Source organism: Actinocatenispora thailandica (genome assembly GCF_016865425.1).
Taxonomy (GTDB): Bacteria; Actinomycetota; Actinomycetes; order Mycobacteriales; family Micromonosporaceae; genus Actinocatenispora; species Actinocatenispora thailandica.
The window spans coordinates 4286045-4303688 of sequence record NZ_AP023355.1; the positions used below are offsets into that span (position 1 = coordinate 4286045).

At 66.7% G+C, this 17644-nt stretch carries 13 protein-coding genes and 3 pseudogenes; 10 read left to right on the forward strand and 6 right to left on the reverse strand.

Annotated elements, in window-relative coordinates:
- Nucleotides 1-2: 2 nt before the first annotated feature.
- The gene (locus tag Athai_RS19090; RefSeq protein ID WP_203962752.1) at nt 3-1412 is read right to left on the reverse strand and encodes a hypothetical protein; all 1410 of its coding nucleotides are present in this window, start codon (nt 1410-1412) and stop codon (nt 3-5) included.
- Between the two features lie 448 nt (nt 1413-1860).
- Nucleotides 1861-2738 (reverse strand): annotated as a pseudogene (locus Athai_RS19095) (ISL3 family transposase); the annotation flags it as partial.
- 365 nt (nt 2739-3103) lie between these two features.
- On the opposite strand from Athai_RS19095, the gene Athai_RS19100 reads away from it, so the two are divergent.
- The 7 genes from Athai_RS19100 to Athai_RS19130 all read left to right on the forward strand — a co-directional run bounded on the left by Athai_RS19100 (nt 3104) and on the right by Athai_RS19130 (nt 9852).
- A complete protein-coding gene (locus tag Athai_RS19100; RefSeq protein WP_203962753.1) occupies nt 3104-4357 on the forward strand; it encodes a methionine adenosyltransferase in 1254 nt (417 codons plus the stop codon).
- On the forward strand, nt 4357-5256 hold the full coding sequence (locus Athai_RS19105) for a fructosamine kinase family protein (RefSeq protein ID WP_203962754.1): 900 nt from the start codon (nt 4357-4359) through the stop codon (nt 5254-5256). Before Athai_RS19100 ends, Athai_RS19105 begins: the two co-directional genes overlap by 1 nt.
- Nucleotides 5250-5921 carry a histidine phosphatase family protein gene (locus tag Athai_RS19110; RefSeq protein WP_203962755.1) on the forward strand — a complete coding sequence of 224 codons (672 nt, stop codon included), beginning with the start codon at nt 5250-5252 and terminating at the stop codon, nt 5919-5921. Before Athai_RS19105 ends, Athai_RS19110 begins: the two co-directional genes overlap by 7 nt.
- Nucleotides 5914-7206: a serine--tRNA ligase gene (serS, locus tag Athai_RS19115; RefSeq protein ID WP_203962756.1), complete on the forward strand. Its 1293-nt coding sequence runs from the start codon at nt 5914-5916 to the stop codon at nt 7204-7206. The genes Athai_RS19110 and serS overlap by 8 nt, the downstream gene beginning before the upstream one ends.
- 3 nt (nt 7207-7209) lie before the next feature.
- Nucleotides 7210-8226, forward strand: a complete 1017-nt coding sequence (locus Athai_RS19120; RefSeq protein ID WP_203962757.1) for a glycosyltransferase family protein — start codon at nt 7210-7212, stop codon at nt 8224-8226.
- Nucleotides 8223-9275: a hypothetical protein gene (locus Athai_RS19125; protein WP_203962758.1), complete on the forward strand. Its 1053-nt coding sequence runs from the start codon at nt 8223-8225 to the stop codon at nt 9273-9275. The genes Athai_RS19120 and Athai_RS19125 overlap by 4 nt, the downstream gene beginning before the upstream one ends.
- A 160-nt stretch (nt 9276-9435) precedes the next feature.
- A complete protein-coding gene (locus tag Athai_RS19130) occupies nt 9436-9852 on the forward strand; it encodes a DUF6907 domain-containing protein (RefSeq protein ID WP_203962759.1) in 417 nt (138 codons plus the stop codon).
- A gap of 479 nt (nt 9853-10331) precedes the next feature.
- Here Athai_RS19130 and Athai_RS19135 read toward each other — a convergent pair whose 3' ends face one another.
- Both Athai_RS19135 and Athai_RS19140 read right to left on the reverse strand, forming a co-directional pair.
- Nucleotides 10332-11078, reverse strand: a complete 747-nt coding sequence (locus tag Athai_RS19135; RefSeq protein WP_203962760.1) for a hypothetical protein — start codon at nt 11076-11078, stop codon at nt 10332-10334.
- Nucleotides 11079-11523: 445 nt separating this feature from the next.
- Nucleotides 11524-12694: pseudogene (locus Athai_RS19140) on the reverse strand (IS3 family transposase).
- 73 nt (nt 12695-12767) lie between these two features.
- Here Athai_RS19140 and Athai_RS19145 point away from each other — a divergent pair.
- Nucleotides 12768-13181 (forward strand): annotated as a pseudogene (locus Athai_RS19145) (transposase); the annotation flags it as partial.
- Between the two features lie 440 nt (nt 13182-13621).
- Nucleotides 13622-14167, forward strand: a complete 546-nt coding sequence (locus tag Athai_RS19150) for a TetR/AcrR family transcriptional regulator (protein ID WP_203965922.1) — start codon at nt 13622-13624, stop codon at nt 14165-14167.
- Between the two features lie 181 nt (nt 14168-14348).
- On the opposite strand, the gene Athai_RS35315 is transcribed toward Athai_RS19150, so the two are convergent.
- Entirely contained in the window at nt 14349-14750 is a 402-nt protein-coding gene (locus tag Athai_RS35315) for an ankyrin repeat domain-containing protein (protein WP_203962761.1), read from the reverse strand.
- Entirely contained in the window at nt 14737-16395 is a 1659-nt protein-coding gene (locus Athai_RS19160) for a GH-E family nuclease (protein ID WP_203962762.1), read from the reverse strand. Before Athai_RS19160 ends, Athai_RS35315 begins: the two co-directional genes overlap by 14 nt.
- A gap of 76 nt (nt 16396-16471) precedes the next feature.
- On the opposite strand from Athai_RS19160, the gene Athai_RS19165 reads away from it, so the two are divergent.
- A protein-coding gene (locus Athai_RS19165) for an IS3 family transposase (protein WP_239156759.1) occupies nt 16472-17643 on the forward strand; the annotation gives its coding sequence in 2 pieces (ribosomal slippage) (nt 16472-16742 and nt 16742-17643; 1173 coding nt in all).
- The last annotated feature ends 1 nt before the right edge of the window (nt 17644 follow it).

The window sequence follows — 17644 nt, forward strand, 5'->3', positions numbered from 1 at the left end:
TCCTACTTCGGGAGCCGGCGGGTGAACTCGACGTGCTTCTTGCGCAGAACCTCGATGGGGCGCCGTCCGGATTCGAGCAGAGCGACCATGAGATCGAGGTCAGAGTCGTCCAGGCACAGGACCGCGCAGCGCTTGGACGAGTGCAGATCGACGATGTTGCGCTGGACGCTGGTCTTCGGCGGGTTGCGCGCGACAAGGGCCCCGAGGCGGCCCATGTCCTCATCATCTAGGTAGCGGTAGAGCTGGTTGACGTGCTCCGTATCGATCGCTGCAACGTTCTTGAGCTCAAAGACGAGCTGGCGCGCGCCGTACTGGTCCCGGAGATCAGTCAAGAACGGTGTCTTGCCGTCATTATGGAAGATGATGTCTCGAATGTGAGCACCACTGATCGTTCGTTCCTGCTGGCCCGCGAGGTCGAGCTCGGGGTAGAGCACAGAGGACAGGACATCGAACGCGAGCTCCTCGAACTTCTTGTCGGCTCCGTTCTCACGGCCAGTCGGCAGCGCCTTGATGTCCGAAACCTTCTTCTTGACGGTCGCGAGTTTGAGCGGCGTGAAGAGCGGGTCGGGGCCGCACACACCCGCTGCGGCCTCCCGCTCCGCGACGTAGCTGCGGACCGTGTCGAAGTGCGCGCGGTTGTAGGCGAGCACGTCTGGCTTGGCGATGATCTTGCCTGCGCGGGCCGGCGGAAGCACGAGCGGCGCATAGGCGGTGCGATAGTAGTCGCCGTAGTTGATCCAAGGCAGCCTGCGGAGCAGGTTCAGTGGCGCGAGCAGGACCGGCGAACCGTCGGAGGGGTTGTACGGAAGACGCGCGTCGAACGGTCGCCAGTCGAGCACTGCGGCGTCCCAGGTCAGAAGCGTGTGGCGGGCCATTGGGATGCCCCAGTCCTCGCAGCGGCGCTCCGTGAACTTGGAGAGCCAGCGCTTGATGACCGAGGCGGTCAGGTCGCTGATGCGGTCCTCGGCGATGCCGGGCACGAGCAGAGCGAGGACCTCTAGGTGATCTAGACCAGCGGCTTGGAGCTGCGGAACCTGCTGGAACGTACGGACAATGCCTTCGATAGTGCCGGAGCCGAGCGCTGAACCCCGCTTGGTCCCGGAGGCATAGCCCAGCCCGAGCTCGACCGGCTCACTGACCTCTGACAAGAGCATGCTCGCTCGCGTTCCCCGTCCTTCGACGGCGTGCTTGCGGACCTCGTCTACAAAGCTGAGCAGGGCGGCGTGAAGCCGTCGGTACTCCTGGTCATCAGACTTCCAGAGCAGGAACGGGTCTAGGTAGAGCGGGAGGTCCTCGCGAAGATGGGGGACGACGAAGTCCACTTCGTCTTGCCTGATTACGAGGCCAAAGACATCGCTCAGACGCGGATTGAAAATGCCGATGGAGCCGAACTTATTGCCATCCGCTGCCACGCCCCCACCTTTCGTCACTTCCCTGCGAGGCTACGCTAGGAGAGAGCTCCCGACATACCGGTGCGACCACCCACGCTCCCCGAGCCCGGCCCCGATTTCGGAGCTACGTACGTGTCCACTCACTTGCCACCAGGTAGTCGTGCCACCGCGCCGCCGGCTTCACTCCCGAGCGCGGCACATAGTCAGGACGCGTCGAGCGGAGGCGAGGGCGGCCGCAGGGCCGACCCTCCTTATCCTCCTGCCGCAGACGGCGCTCGCCAGCTGCCAGCTGCTGCCCGACAGATAAGAGGAGGCTCATCCGGTTTGAGGGTGTAGTTGTAGACATCGAAGCCTGGGAGGGTTCATCAGCATGGCTGCACCGAAGAAGTATCCGGACGAGTTGCGTGAGCGGGCGACGCGGATGGCGGTGAAGGCGCGTCGGGATCCAGCGACCTCGACCGGCGCGATGCGGGTCGCCTGTGCGGCCGCGGTGGCCGTGGATGCTCTGCTGGACGCGGCGGCGGCACTGGTCCATGGCGTCTCCGGCCAGGCGCACGACGTGGAACGGGTCCATGACCGCAGCGGCGTCGGGAAGCTGTTCTGTGGTCGCGGTCTTGAAAAAAGCCGGGTGAAGCCGTCCATCGCGACAACCTCCACGGCGTCGCGCCAGGTCTGTTCACGCTCGGCGAGCCAGGAGGCGAACACCTGTTTGGAGCGGCCGGCGACCATGTCCAGCAGCCTCGCCGTGCCGGTGCCGTCACGGATCGGGGTGAGATCGATGATCACGGTCACGTACTTGTCGCCGCGCCTGGTGTGGTGTCGCCACACGTGTTCATCGACGCCAATGACCTTCACGCCCTCGAAGCGGGCCGGGTCGTCGATCAGCACGCGCTTGCCCTCGGCCAGGACGGCGTCGTTGGCAGTGTCCCAGGCAACGTCCAACGCTTCAGCGATGCGGGCGACGGTCAGGTGCTGCACCACGATGCCCTCCAGCGCCCACCGCAGCCCACGCCGTGACAGCTTCGCCCGCGGCTTCGCGGCCCGGGTGGTGTCTTGTCGCCACACGTGCCCGCAGCCGGCGCAGCGGTAGCGGCGCACGGCGACCTCAAGGACCGTGGGGCGCCAGCCGAGCGGTTCGTGCGCGAGACGGCGGATCACGGTGTCACGCCCAATCCCTTCACCGCCACAGCGGCGGCACCCCTGATCGGCAGCCACGACTCGGCACGCAAGCACCGCACGATCAGGTTCCAGGCGTTGCCCGGTCACGACAAGGCCGAGTTCGTCGAGTCGGCAGAACGTGGTCAGGTCGGGACAGGCAAAGCCCACCCCGCGAGTAGCGTCAGACACGTCGAGGTCTTCCAGATGGCGAGCGTGAGAACTTCCATCCTCGGGAGACCTCGACGCCTATCCGAGGACCGCCACGCCGTGATCCCTACACCCCCATCTGGGAAGAGCCAGATAAGAGGGAAACCTACGCCCAGTGATCGTCAAGCAGTGACGAGCCGGCTCTCAGGGTCAAATATGGCCGTCATGGTGGCCCGGCTTGCTCCGCCCAACCACTGTCTCTGCTGCTGACTTCCATTGCAGGCCAAGCCGTATCTGATGCGTGCCGGGATGCGGACAACCGGGTCGTCCGCATCGGTCGTCTGGTGTGGGTGGCATTGCCGATGGGTCAATGGTTTCAGTTTCAGCCGACGAGATGAGGCGGGACCATGATCCGTTCGCAGGACGACGTGGGTGGCAGTTGTGTGGTCGTCGAGTCCGGTATCCCGGAGCCGACCGATCTCACGATCGTGGAACGTAAGGGCTGGGGACATCCGGACACGCTGGCCGATCATCTGGCCGAGCGCCTGTCGCGGGAGTACAGCACCTACACGATGGAGCACTTCGGTGGGGTGCTGCACCACAACTTCGACAAGCTTGCCCTGCTCGGCGGCCGTTCCGAGGTTCGGTACGGGTCGGGGCGGATGCTCCAGCCGGTCCGCGTGCTGGTGAACGGCCGCGCCACCGGAATCTGCGGCGGCGAGCTGATCCCGGTGGACGAGATGGTCGTCGCGGCGACGAAGGCATTCTTCCACGAGCGGCTGCCAATGCTGGACGCCAACCTGCGCATCGAACTGAACATCACGAACAATCCCAGCCCGGGCGCCGTGGTCACCGACGGCGGAGTCGCGCCGGAGCGCTCGTCCTGGTTCGCGCCCCGATCCCTGGAGGACCTGCGGGAGCGGCGGGTGCTGCTGGCCAACGACACGTCGCTGGGCACCGGCTGGGCGCCGGAGAGCCCGTACGAGACGTTCATCCGTGACCTGGTCGACCACCTGTCCGGGCCGAACGGGTTCCGGCAGGACCACCCGTGGTGTGGCTCGGACGTCAAGTTGATGGGGTACGCGGCGCGCGATGTGCTCGACATCGTGCTGTGCGTGCCGCAGCTGTCCGCGCACGTTGCTGATCTCGGCCAGTACCTGGCCAACAAGCAGAGGATCCTGGCCGAGTGCCGGCGCTGGGCCTCGTCCCGGTGGCCGCAGCTGGAGGCGCGGTTCCGGCTCAACGTGCGCGACGTGCCGGACCGAGACGAGCTGTATCTGACGCATACCGGCAGCTCGATCGAGTCCGGCGACGAGGGTGTGGTTGGGCGCGGTAACCGGGTCAACGGTTTGATCACGCCGCTGCGGCCGATGAACGTGGAGGGCGCCAACGGCAAGAACCCCGTCTACCACGTCGGGAAACTGTACAACCTGGCCGCGCGGCAGATCGCGCAACGACTGCACGAGGCCACCGGCGGGTACGCCGAGGTGCATCTGGTCAGCGCGACCGGGCTGCGGCTGGCCCGGCCGTGGCGGATCCTGGTACGGCTGACCGCCGCCGAGGTGCTGGCGGAGAAGGTGCACGCCGAGGTGTTCGACGTGCTGGACGACTTCCCGGCGCTGACCCGCCGCATCCTCACCACCGATCTGGTGCTGAGCTGATGGACGCCGCCACCCTGGGGTCGGTGCCGGCCGGGTGCCGCCGCCGGCTCCTGGACCACTACGGCATGGCGGTGCGGCCGTGGCTGGGAGCCGTGCCCGGCATGCTGGCCGAGGCGGTGCGGCGCTGGGGTGTGCAGTTGTCTCGCTATCACGATGCCGGCTGCGCGTCGGTGCTGGCGGTCGGTTCGCTGCGCGGCCAGCCCGTGATCGTCAAGGCGTGGTACAGCCCGCAACGCTACGTCCGTGAGCTCGCCGCGTTACGCGCTTGGGCGCCGGCCGCGCCACGCTTGTTCGCTACCGCGCCGGACCTGCACATAGCGGCGATGGCACTGGTTGGTGGCCGGCCGGGCGGCGCACTCCGCCCAGCACAGGAGGAGCAGGCGGTGGCCGCGTCACTGGCCGCCCTGCATCACGATAGCCCGGTCCCAGAGCATCTGCCGCGACTGCGCCAATACATCGACGACACGGTACGGCCCCGCATCCATCGGCGCCGCAGCCTCGGCGCCGACATCCCGCCGCAGTACCTGACCACGATTGATCGCACCGCCTCCACTGGTTCGTCGCCGGTGCTGCTGCATGGCGACCTGTACCAGGACAACGTGCCGTTCTCCGCATCCGGGCAGCCGGTGTTCCTCGATCCGCTGCCGATGGTCGGCACGCCGGCGTTCGACTGGGCGTTCTGGACCGTCTACTACCGGCTGGGCCGGCACACCGTCTCCCGACTGCATCTGGCGGCGGACGCAAGCCGGCTCCCGCTTGCCGAACTCGTTCCGTGGTGTCTGCTGCTGTGCGTCGACGGGCTGCTCTACTACCGCGACAGCGGCGATCGTCGCGCGCCGGTGATGGCCGCGGTCATGCACGAGGTGGCCGACTACGACCGGCAGGGCGCGTCATGGTGACCTACGTGCTGCGCCACGGCCGCACCGCCTACAGCGCCAGCTACCGCGTCAACGGCGATCCGCAGATCCCGGTTTATCTCGACCGTACGGGCCGTGTCCAGTGCCGCGAGGCGCGCGACACGCTGCCGCCCCAGACCCTCGCCTCGTGCGTAAGCAGCCCCTTCCCCCGCGCCATCCAAACGGCACGGCTGCTGACTGCGGACCGGCCGCCCGACATCCAGGTCGACCCCAGCCTCGGCGAGATCGACTACGGCGAGTTCGAAGGCGGACCGTTCACCGCCTACGCCCGCTGGCTGACCAGCCATGGCCCACACGCCAGGCCGGCCGGCGCCGGAGAGTCGCAACACGAAGCGCTCACCCGGATGCTGCGGGGGCTACGGCGTTGCCTCCAGCTACCCGGCCCCCGGCTGGTGGTTACCCATGGCCTGCTGTTGTCCGTGCTCGCCGCCAGGCGCCTGGACGGCCACGTGTGCTTCCCCGAAGCGCTCTATGCGACCCCGCGCCTCTATTCCGACCATGACCTGACCCAGGTACTCGACCGCCTCCTCGGCGAACTCGCAGCCTGCCCGGCCGACTCCTCGTTACTGCCGGTGAGAGAGCCGGGCCAGCTTGATACCTTCGGCCCGACATCCGCGCATCCGGAGGAAGAGGACGCTCATGCATGATCCACGCGCGCTGCTGGACGCCGAGACCGACGCCGTGCGCCGGCTCGCCCGCCGCGGCTACACCCTCGACGTGTCCGCGCTGGAGGATCTGCTGTCTCGGCGCAACAAGACCATCCAGTCGGTCGACGAGATGCGCGCGGAATCCAACCAGGTCGCCAAACAGGTCCCCCAGGTCGCCCGCGCCGGCGGCGACGCCACCGAGCTCAAGGACCGGGCGCGGCAGCTGAAGGAAGAGATCCGCGACCGGGAAGAGGAACAGGAGCGCCTCAACGCCGAGCTGCGCGAGCTGCTGCTGTCGGTACCGAACCTGCCGCTGGACAAGGCGCCCGACGGCGACTCCGACGAGTTCGCCGTCGAGGTCCGCCGGCACGGCACTCCCCCGGCGTTCCCGTTCGAGCCCAAGGACCACGTCTCGCTTGGTGAGGCGATGGGCATCCTGGACTTCGGCCGCGCCACCAAGCTGTCTGGCCCCCGGTTCAGCGTCGCCCGCGGCGCCGGCGCCGCGTTGGAACGCGCGCTGGCGACCCTGTTCCTCGACCTGCACACCCGCCAGCACGGCTACACCGAGTACTCGGTGCCCACCCTGGTCACCCGCGAGACGATGACCGGCACCGGGCAGCTACCGAAGTTCGAAGAGGACCTGTTCAAGACCCGTACCGGCGACCGCGACCTCTACCTCGTACCCACCGCCGAGGTACCGCTGACCAACCTGCACGCCGGCGAGATCATCGACCCCGCGAAGCTCCCGCTCGCCTTCACCGCGCAGACCCCCTGCTACCGCTCCGAAGCCGGCTCGTACGGCCGCGACACCCGCGGCCTGATCCGGCTGCACCAGTTCGCCAAGGTCGAGATGGTGCGGCTGTGCCAGCCCGAGGACTCCCAGGTGCAGCTGGCGGCGATGGTCGAACACGCCGAAGCCTGCCTGGCCGCCCTCGACCTCGCCTACCGGGTGGTGCTGCTGCCGGCCGGGGACATGGGCTTCTCCGCGCAGCTCACCTACGACCTGGAGGTCTGGCTGCCCGGCCAGAGCCGCTACCGGGAGATCTCCTCGGTCTCCGACTGCGGCACCTTCCAGGGCCGCCGCGCGAACATCCGCACCCGCGACGCCGACGGCAAGCGCCGCTTCGTCGCCACCCTCAACGGCTCCGGCCTGCCGATCGGCCGCACCCTGGCCGCCGTACTCGAACAGCACCAGCGCCAGGACGGCTCGGTCGTGCTGCCCGAAACACTCGCCCACCACACCGGTTTCCGGGTCATCCAACCCGATGGGACACCCCAGGAGTAGCTCATGCTCGTCGGCGTCTGCGACTTCCCCTCCGCCTACGACTTCCCGCCCGCCGGATACGGCGGCATCGAACGATGGCTGTGGGCGGTCGCGATCGGAGCCCGACGCTCCGGCGCCGACGTGCACCTGCTCGGCCCCCAGTGGCGCACCGACCTCCACGGCTGGACCGTCCGCCCGTACCGGCTGGAAGACCTCGACCCGCACGGCGCCACAGTGGCCGGGCTGCGCGCCGACCGCTACGACCTACTGATCGTCGGACACGAGTACCCGTCGCTGCCGCGCTGGCGCGAGGTCGCCGACCGGCTCGGCTGCGACGTGGCCACCTTCCAACACGACCCGCGATTCCAGCACGCCGCCGACGCCTTCAACGGGCGCCAGCGGCGGCTGTACTGCTACAGCCCGGAGATGTCCGCCCGCTACGTCGCGCATCACCCCGCGCCCGAGCTCGCGGTGCACCTGGGCCACGGCGAGCAGGAACCCGCCGCCGTCACCGGCACCGACCTGGTGTGGCTGGGCCGCATCGACCGGCAGAAGGCGCCGCACCTCGCCGCCCAGGCAGCCGGGCTGTTGGGCCGCCGGATCCGCATCGTCGGACCGATCTTCGACCCCGGGTACGTCGACGAGCATCGCGACGTGTTCGCGGCCGACCATGTCGAGATGGTCGGGGAACTCGGCGGGGCAGCGAAGACCGCCGCGTTCGCGCACGGTTCCGTGTTCGTGTACACGTGTGCCCGCGACTACGTCGAAGCCGGCGCCGCGGTCTTCGGCGAAGCGCTGCGCGCCGGGACCCCGGTCGCCGCGCTGACCTGGCGACCCGGTACCTGCGCCGACGCCGCCCTGTGCCCCAAAACCGGCCGCATCGCCACCGTCACCCCGGAAACCACCGACGCCGAAGCAGCACACGCCCTCGCCGACGCGATCGAGGACGCCATCCCCTTGGATCCTCGCACCGTCCAGGACACCGGTCAGGCACGCTTCGACCCGGACCGACACTTCCAGGCGCTCGCCTCGCGGCCATGACCCCCGACTTCGCCGGCGAGCTGCTACCCGCCCTCCGCAAGACCTTCGGGCCGCGCTGGAACATCGACACCGACGGCGATCGCTTCCACATCCACCACCAGGATGCGGGCTCGCCCTACCGGCCGCCCCGCCGCCCACCGGACTGGCCCGAGCTGCTGGAACGCCTCGAAGCGGGGTTCGCGCGTCAAGGTGTACCCCGGGTTCCGCCGTTGCCGCTGCGCTGGGGCCGCGACACCGACTTCACCATCTCCGCCGTCCAGGCCCTCGACCCCTACCTCAAGCACGCCAAGCCCTACACCTACGGGCAGGGCTACCTCCCGCAGCCGGTCATCCGCTTCACCGGCAAACGTGACCAGCAGGGCCAGCTGTTCGACGGGTTCGCCACCTCGTTCGTCAACGTCTCCCGCGTCCAACCCATCCACGACGTCACCGAACACGCCGAGATCATCGACGGCTGGCTCAGCATCCTGTCCAGTCTCGGCATCCACGCCCGCCACATCGACATCACCGGCCGCACCAGCACCTGGACCCGCGGACCCGTCAGCGGCATCACCCTGCACATCAGCCACGCCACCATCCCGATCGGCGACACCGTACTGCTTTGGAACACCGCCAACCCCGACCACCTCGCCACCGACCTGGGCTCCGGCCTTGAACGCCTCCGCTGGACCATCACCCGACAACCCTGGACCGACCTGCTCCACGGCCCCTTCGCCCACCACCACGACCCGGCCACGCTCGACGCCCTCCGCACCGCCACCCTCGCCCTCGCGAACGGCATCCACCCCGCCTCCCACGGCCCCGGCAACGCCATCCGCCGCCTCCTCCGCACCGTCCCAAGCGGCGTCGCCGATCTCGGCCTCAGCCGGGTCGTCCGCCACTGGCACAGCTACTGGTCCCTCACCGGCGGCGCCCAACACACCTGGGCAACTGTGACCACCGCGCTCGAGGATGAACTGGCTTCTGTGCTCCGCGAAACCGCGCCTCGACCCCGTTCTGCCGCACATGAACCAATTGCTCACAGTGCAGCAAAATCGATCAAACAGTAGATCTCGTCGATCACCGAGCTCCACAATTGATTGCATTCGAAGTCGCGCGCCTATCATAATGTCGTGGCGATGTCAGATTTCCGACATCCTCCCATTTCAACGATCAAGCATCTTGCTCGTTGTCTTTTCTGTAAGTACGGATCACTTCAGGAGGGACAGAATGAGCGATCAGCAGACCGACCGTTGGACAGAGGGATGGTTGGCGGGGATCCAGCGTGGTAGTCGTGAACGCCGTACAGGGGAAGCTGACCGGGCCTTTTGGCAGGCCGGACCCTGTCGTGCGTGGTGCACGACCATCCACCAGGACGGCGATCGCCCCGAAGATCGTTACCACTACAGCAACAACTTGTCAGTAACACTTCGGACTGAAGACATGAGAGAAAGCGATCCGACCGAGATCAGGATCCATCTCATGCAGCACGAGCGAGAGCGTGATGCACGGTTGCATCTTGGCGAGGGCGAGATGAGAGGTTTCCATCTCACCTTAAACGAGGCGGAATCGCTGATGGAGAACATCGCGCAAGTCATCAAGATGGCAGCAAACGACACCAGTGACAACCAACTCCATGCAGCGTAATTTGCTTGCAGCAGCAGGTTTCCGGCGCCCTTTTCTTGACCTCTGGGCGCCGGGCCGTCCTCGCAGCCATTCTGAACTCTCACCAGGGAGAGACCGCGACGCTCGCGACCTTGGATTACCCGGCGAAGCCTGCAGCTGACCCGGCGACGAAGCCACAGCACGCTCGGGCCGCCTGAGGTGCATCTTGCACGTCCCGCAACCTGCCGGACATCATGCACAGCGGTGATCTGATCCTTACCAGGCAAGTGGCCGGACGATCGGCTTGCCTGCGGCAGGCCACCCCGCCGGCGCCGGCGCTTCGGCCACGAACAGGCCGCGTTGAGGGTGCTGTATCTGGTTCATCCGCGACTGGAAATCCGACCGGGTCAACGTGACTGGTAGAGCCAGCGGCTGGAAGACCGCACTCAACCAACTACGGCGACCGCATAATTGAAATAGAAGGCGTCACCCGCCCAACCCACAAAGTTCCGGGCACTCCCTTACAGCGTCGTCTGCTGGCCGCCTTGGCGGGACATCTCCGGTAGGTGCGGGGCGCGGTCTGGGGTGATGGCCCGGCGCCTCAGGAACGACTCCATGGCTGGCGAGTAGGGTGGTTCGATCCGGAACTGCCCGTAGCGTACTTCCAGTTCATCCCATGCTCGGTCGATCAGCTCGTCACCGCGTTCGTAGGGATGCACCCATATCCAGTTCATGCACCACTCGCCGTCGTCATCCACCGTGAACCCGGCCGCCCCGGCGGCGATAGGGAAGGTAGCGCGGAAGCGTCGAGCCAGGAGCAACACGCCATGCGCGTCCTCATCGGTGGCGTTGAAGGGCGCAAAGTCATAGCGGGTTTCTCGTCGGAACTGGTGGGCGAACTGTTCAACCGCGTAGCGGTTCTGGACGGAGGTGGCCTCCAGCACCACGCGAGAGTCTCCTTCATCCTCATCCAGCAGTGGGATCATGATCATGTCGAACCGGCGCGGCCAGCCGAACTGGGTGAGCTCCTGCTGACGCTGCAGCAGGCGCATGTCGTTGCCCGCGTCGCGGTGACCCGCCTCCGGGTCGTGTACCGAGCGACTCTCAGCGCCGAACTGTGAGAATACGACATCGGCGATGATCCCGAAGGTCAGCAAGTCGGTGTCAGCGCCGCCGGCCAGGATGTCGAACCGCCGGACCGCGACCGCGGTCATTGGTCCCGCGGCATCGTCATGATGCAACAGGTACAACATCTCCTGATCGGTCATCTCCACCCCGTAGAGATGAGTTGGCCCCGTCCCCCCGGGCCGTAGACGACACGCATGTAGCCGCTCTGACACCACCCGCAACCCGGTCTGATCGCACAGAAGCCCGGCCGCGTCGCCGGGCGTCACGTCGTCCGTGGTCACAGCCCCACCAGGCAGCCCGTAGCGCAGAGCCAAGGACGATGTGGACGGGTCAGCCACCAGGACAACGTGTACCGCAGCCAACTCCGGGGCGGGGCAGTGGTAGGCGACCACCGTGCAGGATGAGTGACTCGTCATGACCGCCATTGTTGCGGCCCAGTACCACACGGCCGCGAGCCGAAACCACTCTCGCCGCCCTCGGGCAGAATTACTGAACGTGGCAGGCACGCAGATTGTCCCTTCACCGAAGGGCACAGCTGCGCAGGGGACTGCCCCGAGTTTGGTTGACACTCGGGGTTGATGGGTGTCAGGCCGCGTGTGCGGTGGTGTAGATGGTCTCAAACTCGATCGGGGTCAGCCGGCCGAGGCGGGCTTGACGACGCCGGCGGTGGTAGGTGGCTTCGATCCAGGTCACGATCGCCAGCCTCAGCTGGTGACGGGTGGCCCAGCGGCGGCGGTTGAGCACGTTCTTCTGCAGCAGCGCGAAGAACGACTCCATCGCGGCGTTGTCGCCGCAGGCACCGACCCGTCCCATCGACCCGGTCAGCCCGGCCTGGTGCAGCGTGGTGACGTATTTCCGGGACCGGAACTGGCTGCCGCGATCGGAATGCACAATCGTGTGGTCCGGGCAACGCAGCCCGATGGCGTGCCGCAGCGCGGCGACCGCCAGCTCAGAGGTCATCCGAGAGTCGATGGAGTAGCCACGATCCGGTTGGACCACAGGTCCTTGATCGCGCACAGATACAGCTTGCCCTCGGCGGTGGGATGCTCGGTGATATCGGTCAGCCACACCCTGTTGGGTGCCGCAGCGGTGAAGTCCCTGCCGCCGCCTGGCCGTTTGATCAGGTCGTCATGCACCGGCGGACCGGGCCTGCGGCCCAGACCGCGTTTGACCGAGTGGGCGCAGATGATCCGCTGGTCGCGGCACAGCCGCCATACCCGGTTGTCGCTGGCGTGGTGGCCGGCGGCGCGGAGCTGGTCGGCGACCAGCCGGTAGCCGAACTCCGGGTCATCGGCGTGCGCATCGAGTGCGGCGTTGGTCAGCCACGCATCCTGGTAGTCACGCTGCGAGACCGGCTCACGCACCCACTGGTAGTAGCCCTGCCGGGAGAAGCCCAGCACCCGACACGTCACCGCGACCGGCACCCGAACAGGGGCGCCGGCCGCGGCCAACTCTCGGACGAGCGGGTAGATCATTTTGGGTTGATGTCCCGGGCCAGATAGGCAGCCGCACGCCGCAGGACCTCGTTCTCCTGCTCCAGCAGCCGGTTGCGGCGCTTGAGCTCCCGCAGCTCCTGCGACTCCTCGCGGGTCACGCCGGGCCGGTTGCCGTCGGCAACATCGGCCGCTTTCAGCCAGTTGGACAGACACGACTCCGAGATCCCGAAGTCCTTCGCGATCTGCGTCAGCGGCGCGCCGCCGGCACGGGCGACCGCGACCACGTTGTCCCGAAACTCGCGGGGATAGGGCTTGGGCACAGCAAACATCCTTCCAGCAAGGCCAACAGCCTCACAGGTCAGGCGTCAACCAAACCCTGGGCAGTCCCCCGGACTGCTCACCGACAAGCAGGTCACCAGGCTGAGCGACCTGTTCGCCGACGACCACCATGTCCAGGTCGAGGCGACCTGGGGCATCTACCAGCGCATGATCGCCGCCTACCGGCACGAAGACCGCCGCCGTGGCCACGAGCTGATGGCCACGCTGATCACCGACCTGTCCACCGGCGTCCCGAAGGCACTGACCGAGCTGATCACGCTCGGCCGAACCCTCAAGAAGCGCGCCGACGACGTGCTGGCCTACTTCAACCATCCCCGAACCAGCAACGGACCGACCGAAGCGCTCAACGGCAGACTCGAACACCTCCGCGGCTCCGCCCTCGGCTTCCGCAACCTGACCAACTACATCGCACGATCACTACTCGAGACCGGCGGGTTCAGACCCCAACTACACCCCCGATTGGGATGAGCCCCCAAACCGTCCCCGACCAGCACCGACGCCGTGTGTGCCGGTCGCCGGTTCCAGCCGGCCGGCTCGGTGCCCCTAGCGATCGCTGGAGTCACTTGGCGGCGGTTGATGCATGGTGGAGTCACGCGGTCGGAGCATCAACGGAGCACCACGCCGGCCCAACCGCCAATGAAGTCGACTGCCCGGCCCCGTCGCCGTGACCGGCCGCAACACCGCCCCCGACGTCCCATGGACCCGGCGCTCAGCCAGCCGCGTGCTCCGGTGTGCTCCGCGCCTGGCGCGCTTCAGGACCGTTGCTACGTCTCCCGCCGCCGGGCGTTCCTCCTGCGGCTTGAGCAACATCGCAGTCCCCTTCTCGAGGGGCCGCTGGCAATAGAAGGCATGGCCCCCGACAACACTCCCCGTAGCGCCGCCGTCGACCGACGCCGCCGCGGGAGCGGCTGCTCGCCGCGGCGAACGAGCTGTTCTACGCCGAGGGCGTGCACACCGTCGGTATCGACCGGATCATCGAGCGGGCCGGCGTCGCCAAGGCCTCGCTGTACAGCACGTTCGGCAGCAAGGACGAGCTGGTCCGGTCGTACCTGGCCGGCCGGCACGCGCGCATCGTCGACCGCGTCGGCGCCGCGGTCGCCCGGCACGACACACCGCGCGACCAGATCCTGGCGATCTTCGACTCGCAGGCCGAGACCTACGCCGCACCCGGCTTCAACGGCTGCCCGTTCGTGGCGGCCAGCGCCGAGTCGCCGCGCGGCGGCGTGGTCGAGCGGGAGACCGACCGGTACCGGGCGTGGCTGCGCGGCGTGTTCGCCGAGCTGGCGGCGAAGGCCGGTGTGGCCGACCCGGAGGCGGTCGCGCACCAGCTGCACGTCATCTACGACGGTACGAGCGTGTCGGCCCGGATGGACCACGACGCCGCCGGCGCGTCCCGGGCCGCCCGGGCCGCCGCCGTCGCCCTCCTCGAGACCGCCACCGGGCCTGTCATATAAACGCGCGGAGATCGACGCCGGAGACCGTGCGGGCACCACGAGCGTTGATGCGGATCGGAACGCGCAACTGGAGCGGGAGAACCTGGAGCCGCCTCGGCGATCTACATAATCGCACACGAGGCCGATCTTGTTCAATTACCAACAGACTCCGGAACGGCTCGGAACGATCCCGCGAGAAAATTCAAGGGAGATCCTCAAAATACCGCGCGACATCATAGTTGGCTATAAGTCTGGCCAGCCCCACGGGCGTCTGACCTGATCTGTTAACAAGGAATGGATCTGCACCACGTGATCGAAGAAGTGAAATAAGCTCACCTCGGCCTTTCGAATTGAATACTGCCACAAATAGAGGGCCGTTGCCGTACTTGTTCGTCAAATTTACGTCCGCGCCAGCATCGAGGAGCAGTCGCGCCGCCTCCACTTGATGCTCTTGTGCGGCAAGATGCAGCGGTGTAAATCCGTCTCGATCTGGGCTGTCAGGGTCGACGTGCGATGCGAGGAGGGACCGCAGTTCGCTGGTCGCTCCCTCGAGACTTGCGTAATGCAGCGCCCCTCGGCCCAGCTTGTCGCTATGGCTGCTCATATTTGTGGCTCATATTATTCGCGGGATCCTCAATCTGATAATGTTCGGGATCGTTCTCATACTCAATGAATTCATCCCGAGTCCAATTGTCACTCTCGGCCATTTCCCTGTTTCGCCAGAACTCATATCCCGGCTTGTGTCCGTAATGAAATGGACCCGTCTTAGGGACAGATTGCCCAGTGTTGGGATCGATGTAGTTTCCGGAGCTATCTTTGGGAGCTTTCGCCTGAATTTTACCCTTCGTGTCTGCCCTGAGTTTAACACGCCCATACCGATTAGCTCCATTGACCTTTTCGGGATTGGTCTTGAATCGGCCATTGCTATCCCGCGCTTGTCTGGGATTGCTCGCTGGAGGGCTGTCCGCTTCAGTTCCGGGCTGCTGCCCGTCCTCAGCGCTCGCCTCGTTGGCGTCGTTTGCATCGAGATCACTGAGGTGTTCATTTAGTTCTTGGGCTTCTCGGACTTCTTGGGCGTGCTCGGCGGCCCTGGCGTCGTACGTGTCGGTGGACTCGCTTCCGGTGTCGGCGTGCGCGCCGTCGTCGCTAGTGGGGTACCTGGGTTTTCTGGTGTCGCCGCCGCCGTGCTCGCTGGTCTGGTTGCTTGGATCGTTTTCCCAGAGTTGTCGTTCCTTGAAATCTTCGGTCGCACTGTCGTAGTAACGGCCTTGTTCTGCTTCCCAGCTTTCGGGCGGATCTTCGCCGGCGCGTTCACCAGCGTCGTCGCGGCTGCGTTCGTCGGAGTCGTCTCTGCCGAAGTCGTCGCCGCTCTTGTCGATGTAGTCGCCACCACCTCCGCCGCCTTCGTTGAGTATTTCGAGGCCGCTGGGGTCGCTGTGGGTGGTGGGGTTGTTGCCGGCGTAGTCGTAGCCGCCGAGCTGGGTGGGGTCGCCGGCTTCTAGGAGCGGGTCTGGGGAGAGGAATCGGCCGGTGGTGGGGTCGTATTGGCGGGCGCCGAGGTTGTCCAGGCCGGTGGTGGCGTCGGGAGTGCCGGCGACGTAGCCATTGTCGCCGGGCCAGGCGCCGGGCGTGACACCGCGAGCCTCGCCGAACGGCTTGTATTGGCGGCGGGTGACGGCTTGGCCGTTGTCGTTGATGGCGAGTTGGTCGGTGCCTTGCCGATCGGGGATCAGTTCGTACCAGGTGCTGGCCGAGGTGCGGACGGCGACGGTGGTGTCGTTGATGCTGTAGTAGCGGCTGCCGGTCACAGCGCCGGTGGTGGTGTTGAGGGTGAGTTGTTCGTCCCCGATGAACAGGGTGGTGGTGCCGGGGTCCCGTCGTACGGCAAGGTTGCCGTCGGCGTCGTAGACGTAGCTGGTTTGCCCGGCGCCGGTGGTGTCGGTGGCGAGTTGGTCAAGGCTGTTCCAGGTCAGTGTCTGGTCGCCGTGGGCGCCACCGATGACCGAGGTGGTGTTGCCGGCCGCATCGTAGGCGTAGGAGCCGGTCTGGGTGCTCGCGTCGGGGCCGGTGGCCGAGGTGGATGCCAGTGTGTCGGGCTGATCGGCGGCCGAGCCCTGGGTGGGGTAGGTGTAACTGGTGGTCGTGTCGCCGGTCGTCTGGCCGGTGGTGTCGTGGTCGGTCTGTGTAGCGCGGTTCCCGGCGGCGTTGAAACTCCAGGACTGCCAGTAGGGCTCCGGACCGCCCACCATCGTCGAGTGGGACTGCCCAGGGTTTGGTTGACACCTGATCTGTGAGGCTGCTGGCCTTGCTGGAAGGATGTTTGCTGTGCCCAAGCCCTATCCCCGTGAGTTTCGGGACAATGTGGTCGCCGTCGCCCGTGCCGGCGGCGCGCCGTTGACGCAGATCGCGAAAGACTTCGGGATCTCCGAGTCGTGCTTGTCCAACTGGCTGCGTGCCGCGGACGTGGAAGACGGCCAACGTCCGGGAGTGACCCGCGAGGAGTCCGAACAGCTGCGTGAGGCGAAGAAGCGGATCCGGCTGTTGGAGCAGGAAAACGAGGTCCTGCGCCGGGCCGCTGCCTATCTGGCCCGGGACATCAACCCAAAATGACCTACCCGCTCGTCCGTGACCTGGCCGCGGCCGACGCCCCTGTCCGGGTGCCGGTCGCGGTGACGTGTCGGGTGCTGGGCTTCTCCCGGCAGGCCTACTACCAGTGGCTGGCCGAGCCGGTGTCCCAGCGCGACGTGCAGGATGCGTATCTGACCAACGCCGCGATCGATGCCCATGCCGACGATCCGGAGTTCGGATACCGGCTGGTTGCCGACGAACTACGTGCCGCCGGCCACCACGCCTCCGACAACCGGGTCTGGCGGCTGTGCCGCGACCAGCGGATCTTCTCGACTCACTCCCGCAAGCGGGAGCTGGGCCGTAGGCCGGGGCCACCGGTGCATGACGATCTGCTCAAGCGTCCTGGAGGTGGCCGGAACTTCACCGCCTCGGCACCGAACAGGGTGTGGTTGACCGACATCACCGAACACCCCACCGCCGAAGGCAAGCTGTATCTGTGCGCGATCAAGGACCTGTGGTCCAACCGGATCGTCGGCTACTCCATCGACTCCCGGATGACCTCTGACCTGGCCGTCGCCGCGCTGCAGCACGCCGTCGCGGTGCGCGAACCAGGTGGCACGATCGTACATTCCGACCGGGGCAGCCAATTCCGGTCCCGGAAATACGTCACCACACTGCACCAGGCCGGGCTGACCGGATCGATGGGACGGGTCGGTGCCTGCGGCGACAACGCCGCCATGGAATCGTTCTTCGCCCTGCTGCAAAAGAACGTCCTCAACCGCCGCCGCTGGACCACCCGCCACCAGCTGAAGCTCGCGATCGTCACCTGGATCGAAGCCACCTATCACCGGCGTCGCCGTCAAACCCGCCTCGGACGACTGACCCCGATCGAGTTTGAGACCATCTACACCACCACACACGCGGCCTGAC

Coding starts and splice junctions, on each gene's coding strand:
- Athai_RS19125 (WP_203962758.1), top strand. CDS start 8,223: ATGACCCCCGACTTCGCCGGCGAGCTGCTACCCGCCCTCCGCAAGACC.
- serS (WP_203962756.1), top strand. CDS start 5,914: ATGCATGATCCACGCGCGCTGCTGGACGCCGAGACCGACGCCGTGCGC.
- Athai_RS19120 (WP_203962757.1), top strand. CDS start 7,210: ATGCTCGTCGGCGTCTGCGACTTCCCCTCCGCCTACGACTTCCCGCCC.
- Athai_RS35315 (WP_203962761.1), bottom strand. CDS start 14,750: ATGAGCAGCCATAGCGACAAGCTGGGCCGAGGGGCGCTGCATTACGCA.
- Athai_RS19160 (WP_203962762.1), bottom strand. CDS start 16,395: ATGGTGGGCGGTCCGGAGCCCTACTGGCAGTCCTGGAGTTTCAACGCC.
- Athai_RS19105 (WP_203962754.1), top strand. CDS start 4,357: ATGGACGCCGCCACCCTGGGGTCGGTGCCGGCCGGGTGCCGCCGCCGG.
- Athai_RS19130 (WP_203962759.1), top strand. CDS start 9,436: ATGAGCGATCAGCAGACCGACCGTTGGACAGAGGGATGGTTGGCGGGG.
- Athai_RS19110 (WP_203962755.1), top strand. CDS start 5,250: ATGGTGACCTACGTGCTGCGCCACGGCCGCACCGCCTACAGCGCCAGC.
- Athai_RS19135 (WP_203962760.1), bottom strand. CDS start 11,078: ATGACCGATCAGGAGATGTTGTACCTGTTGCATCATGACGATGCCGCG.
- Athai_RS19100 (WP_203962753.1), top strand. CDS start 3,104: ATGATCCGTTCGCAGGACGACGTGGGTGGCAGTTGTGTGGTCGTCGAG.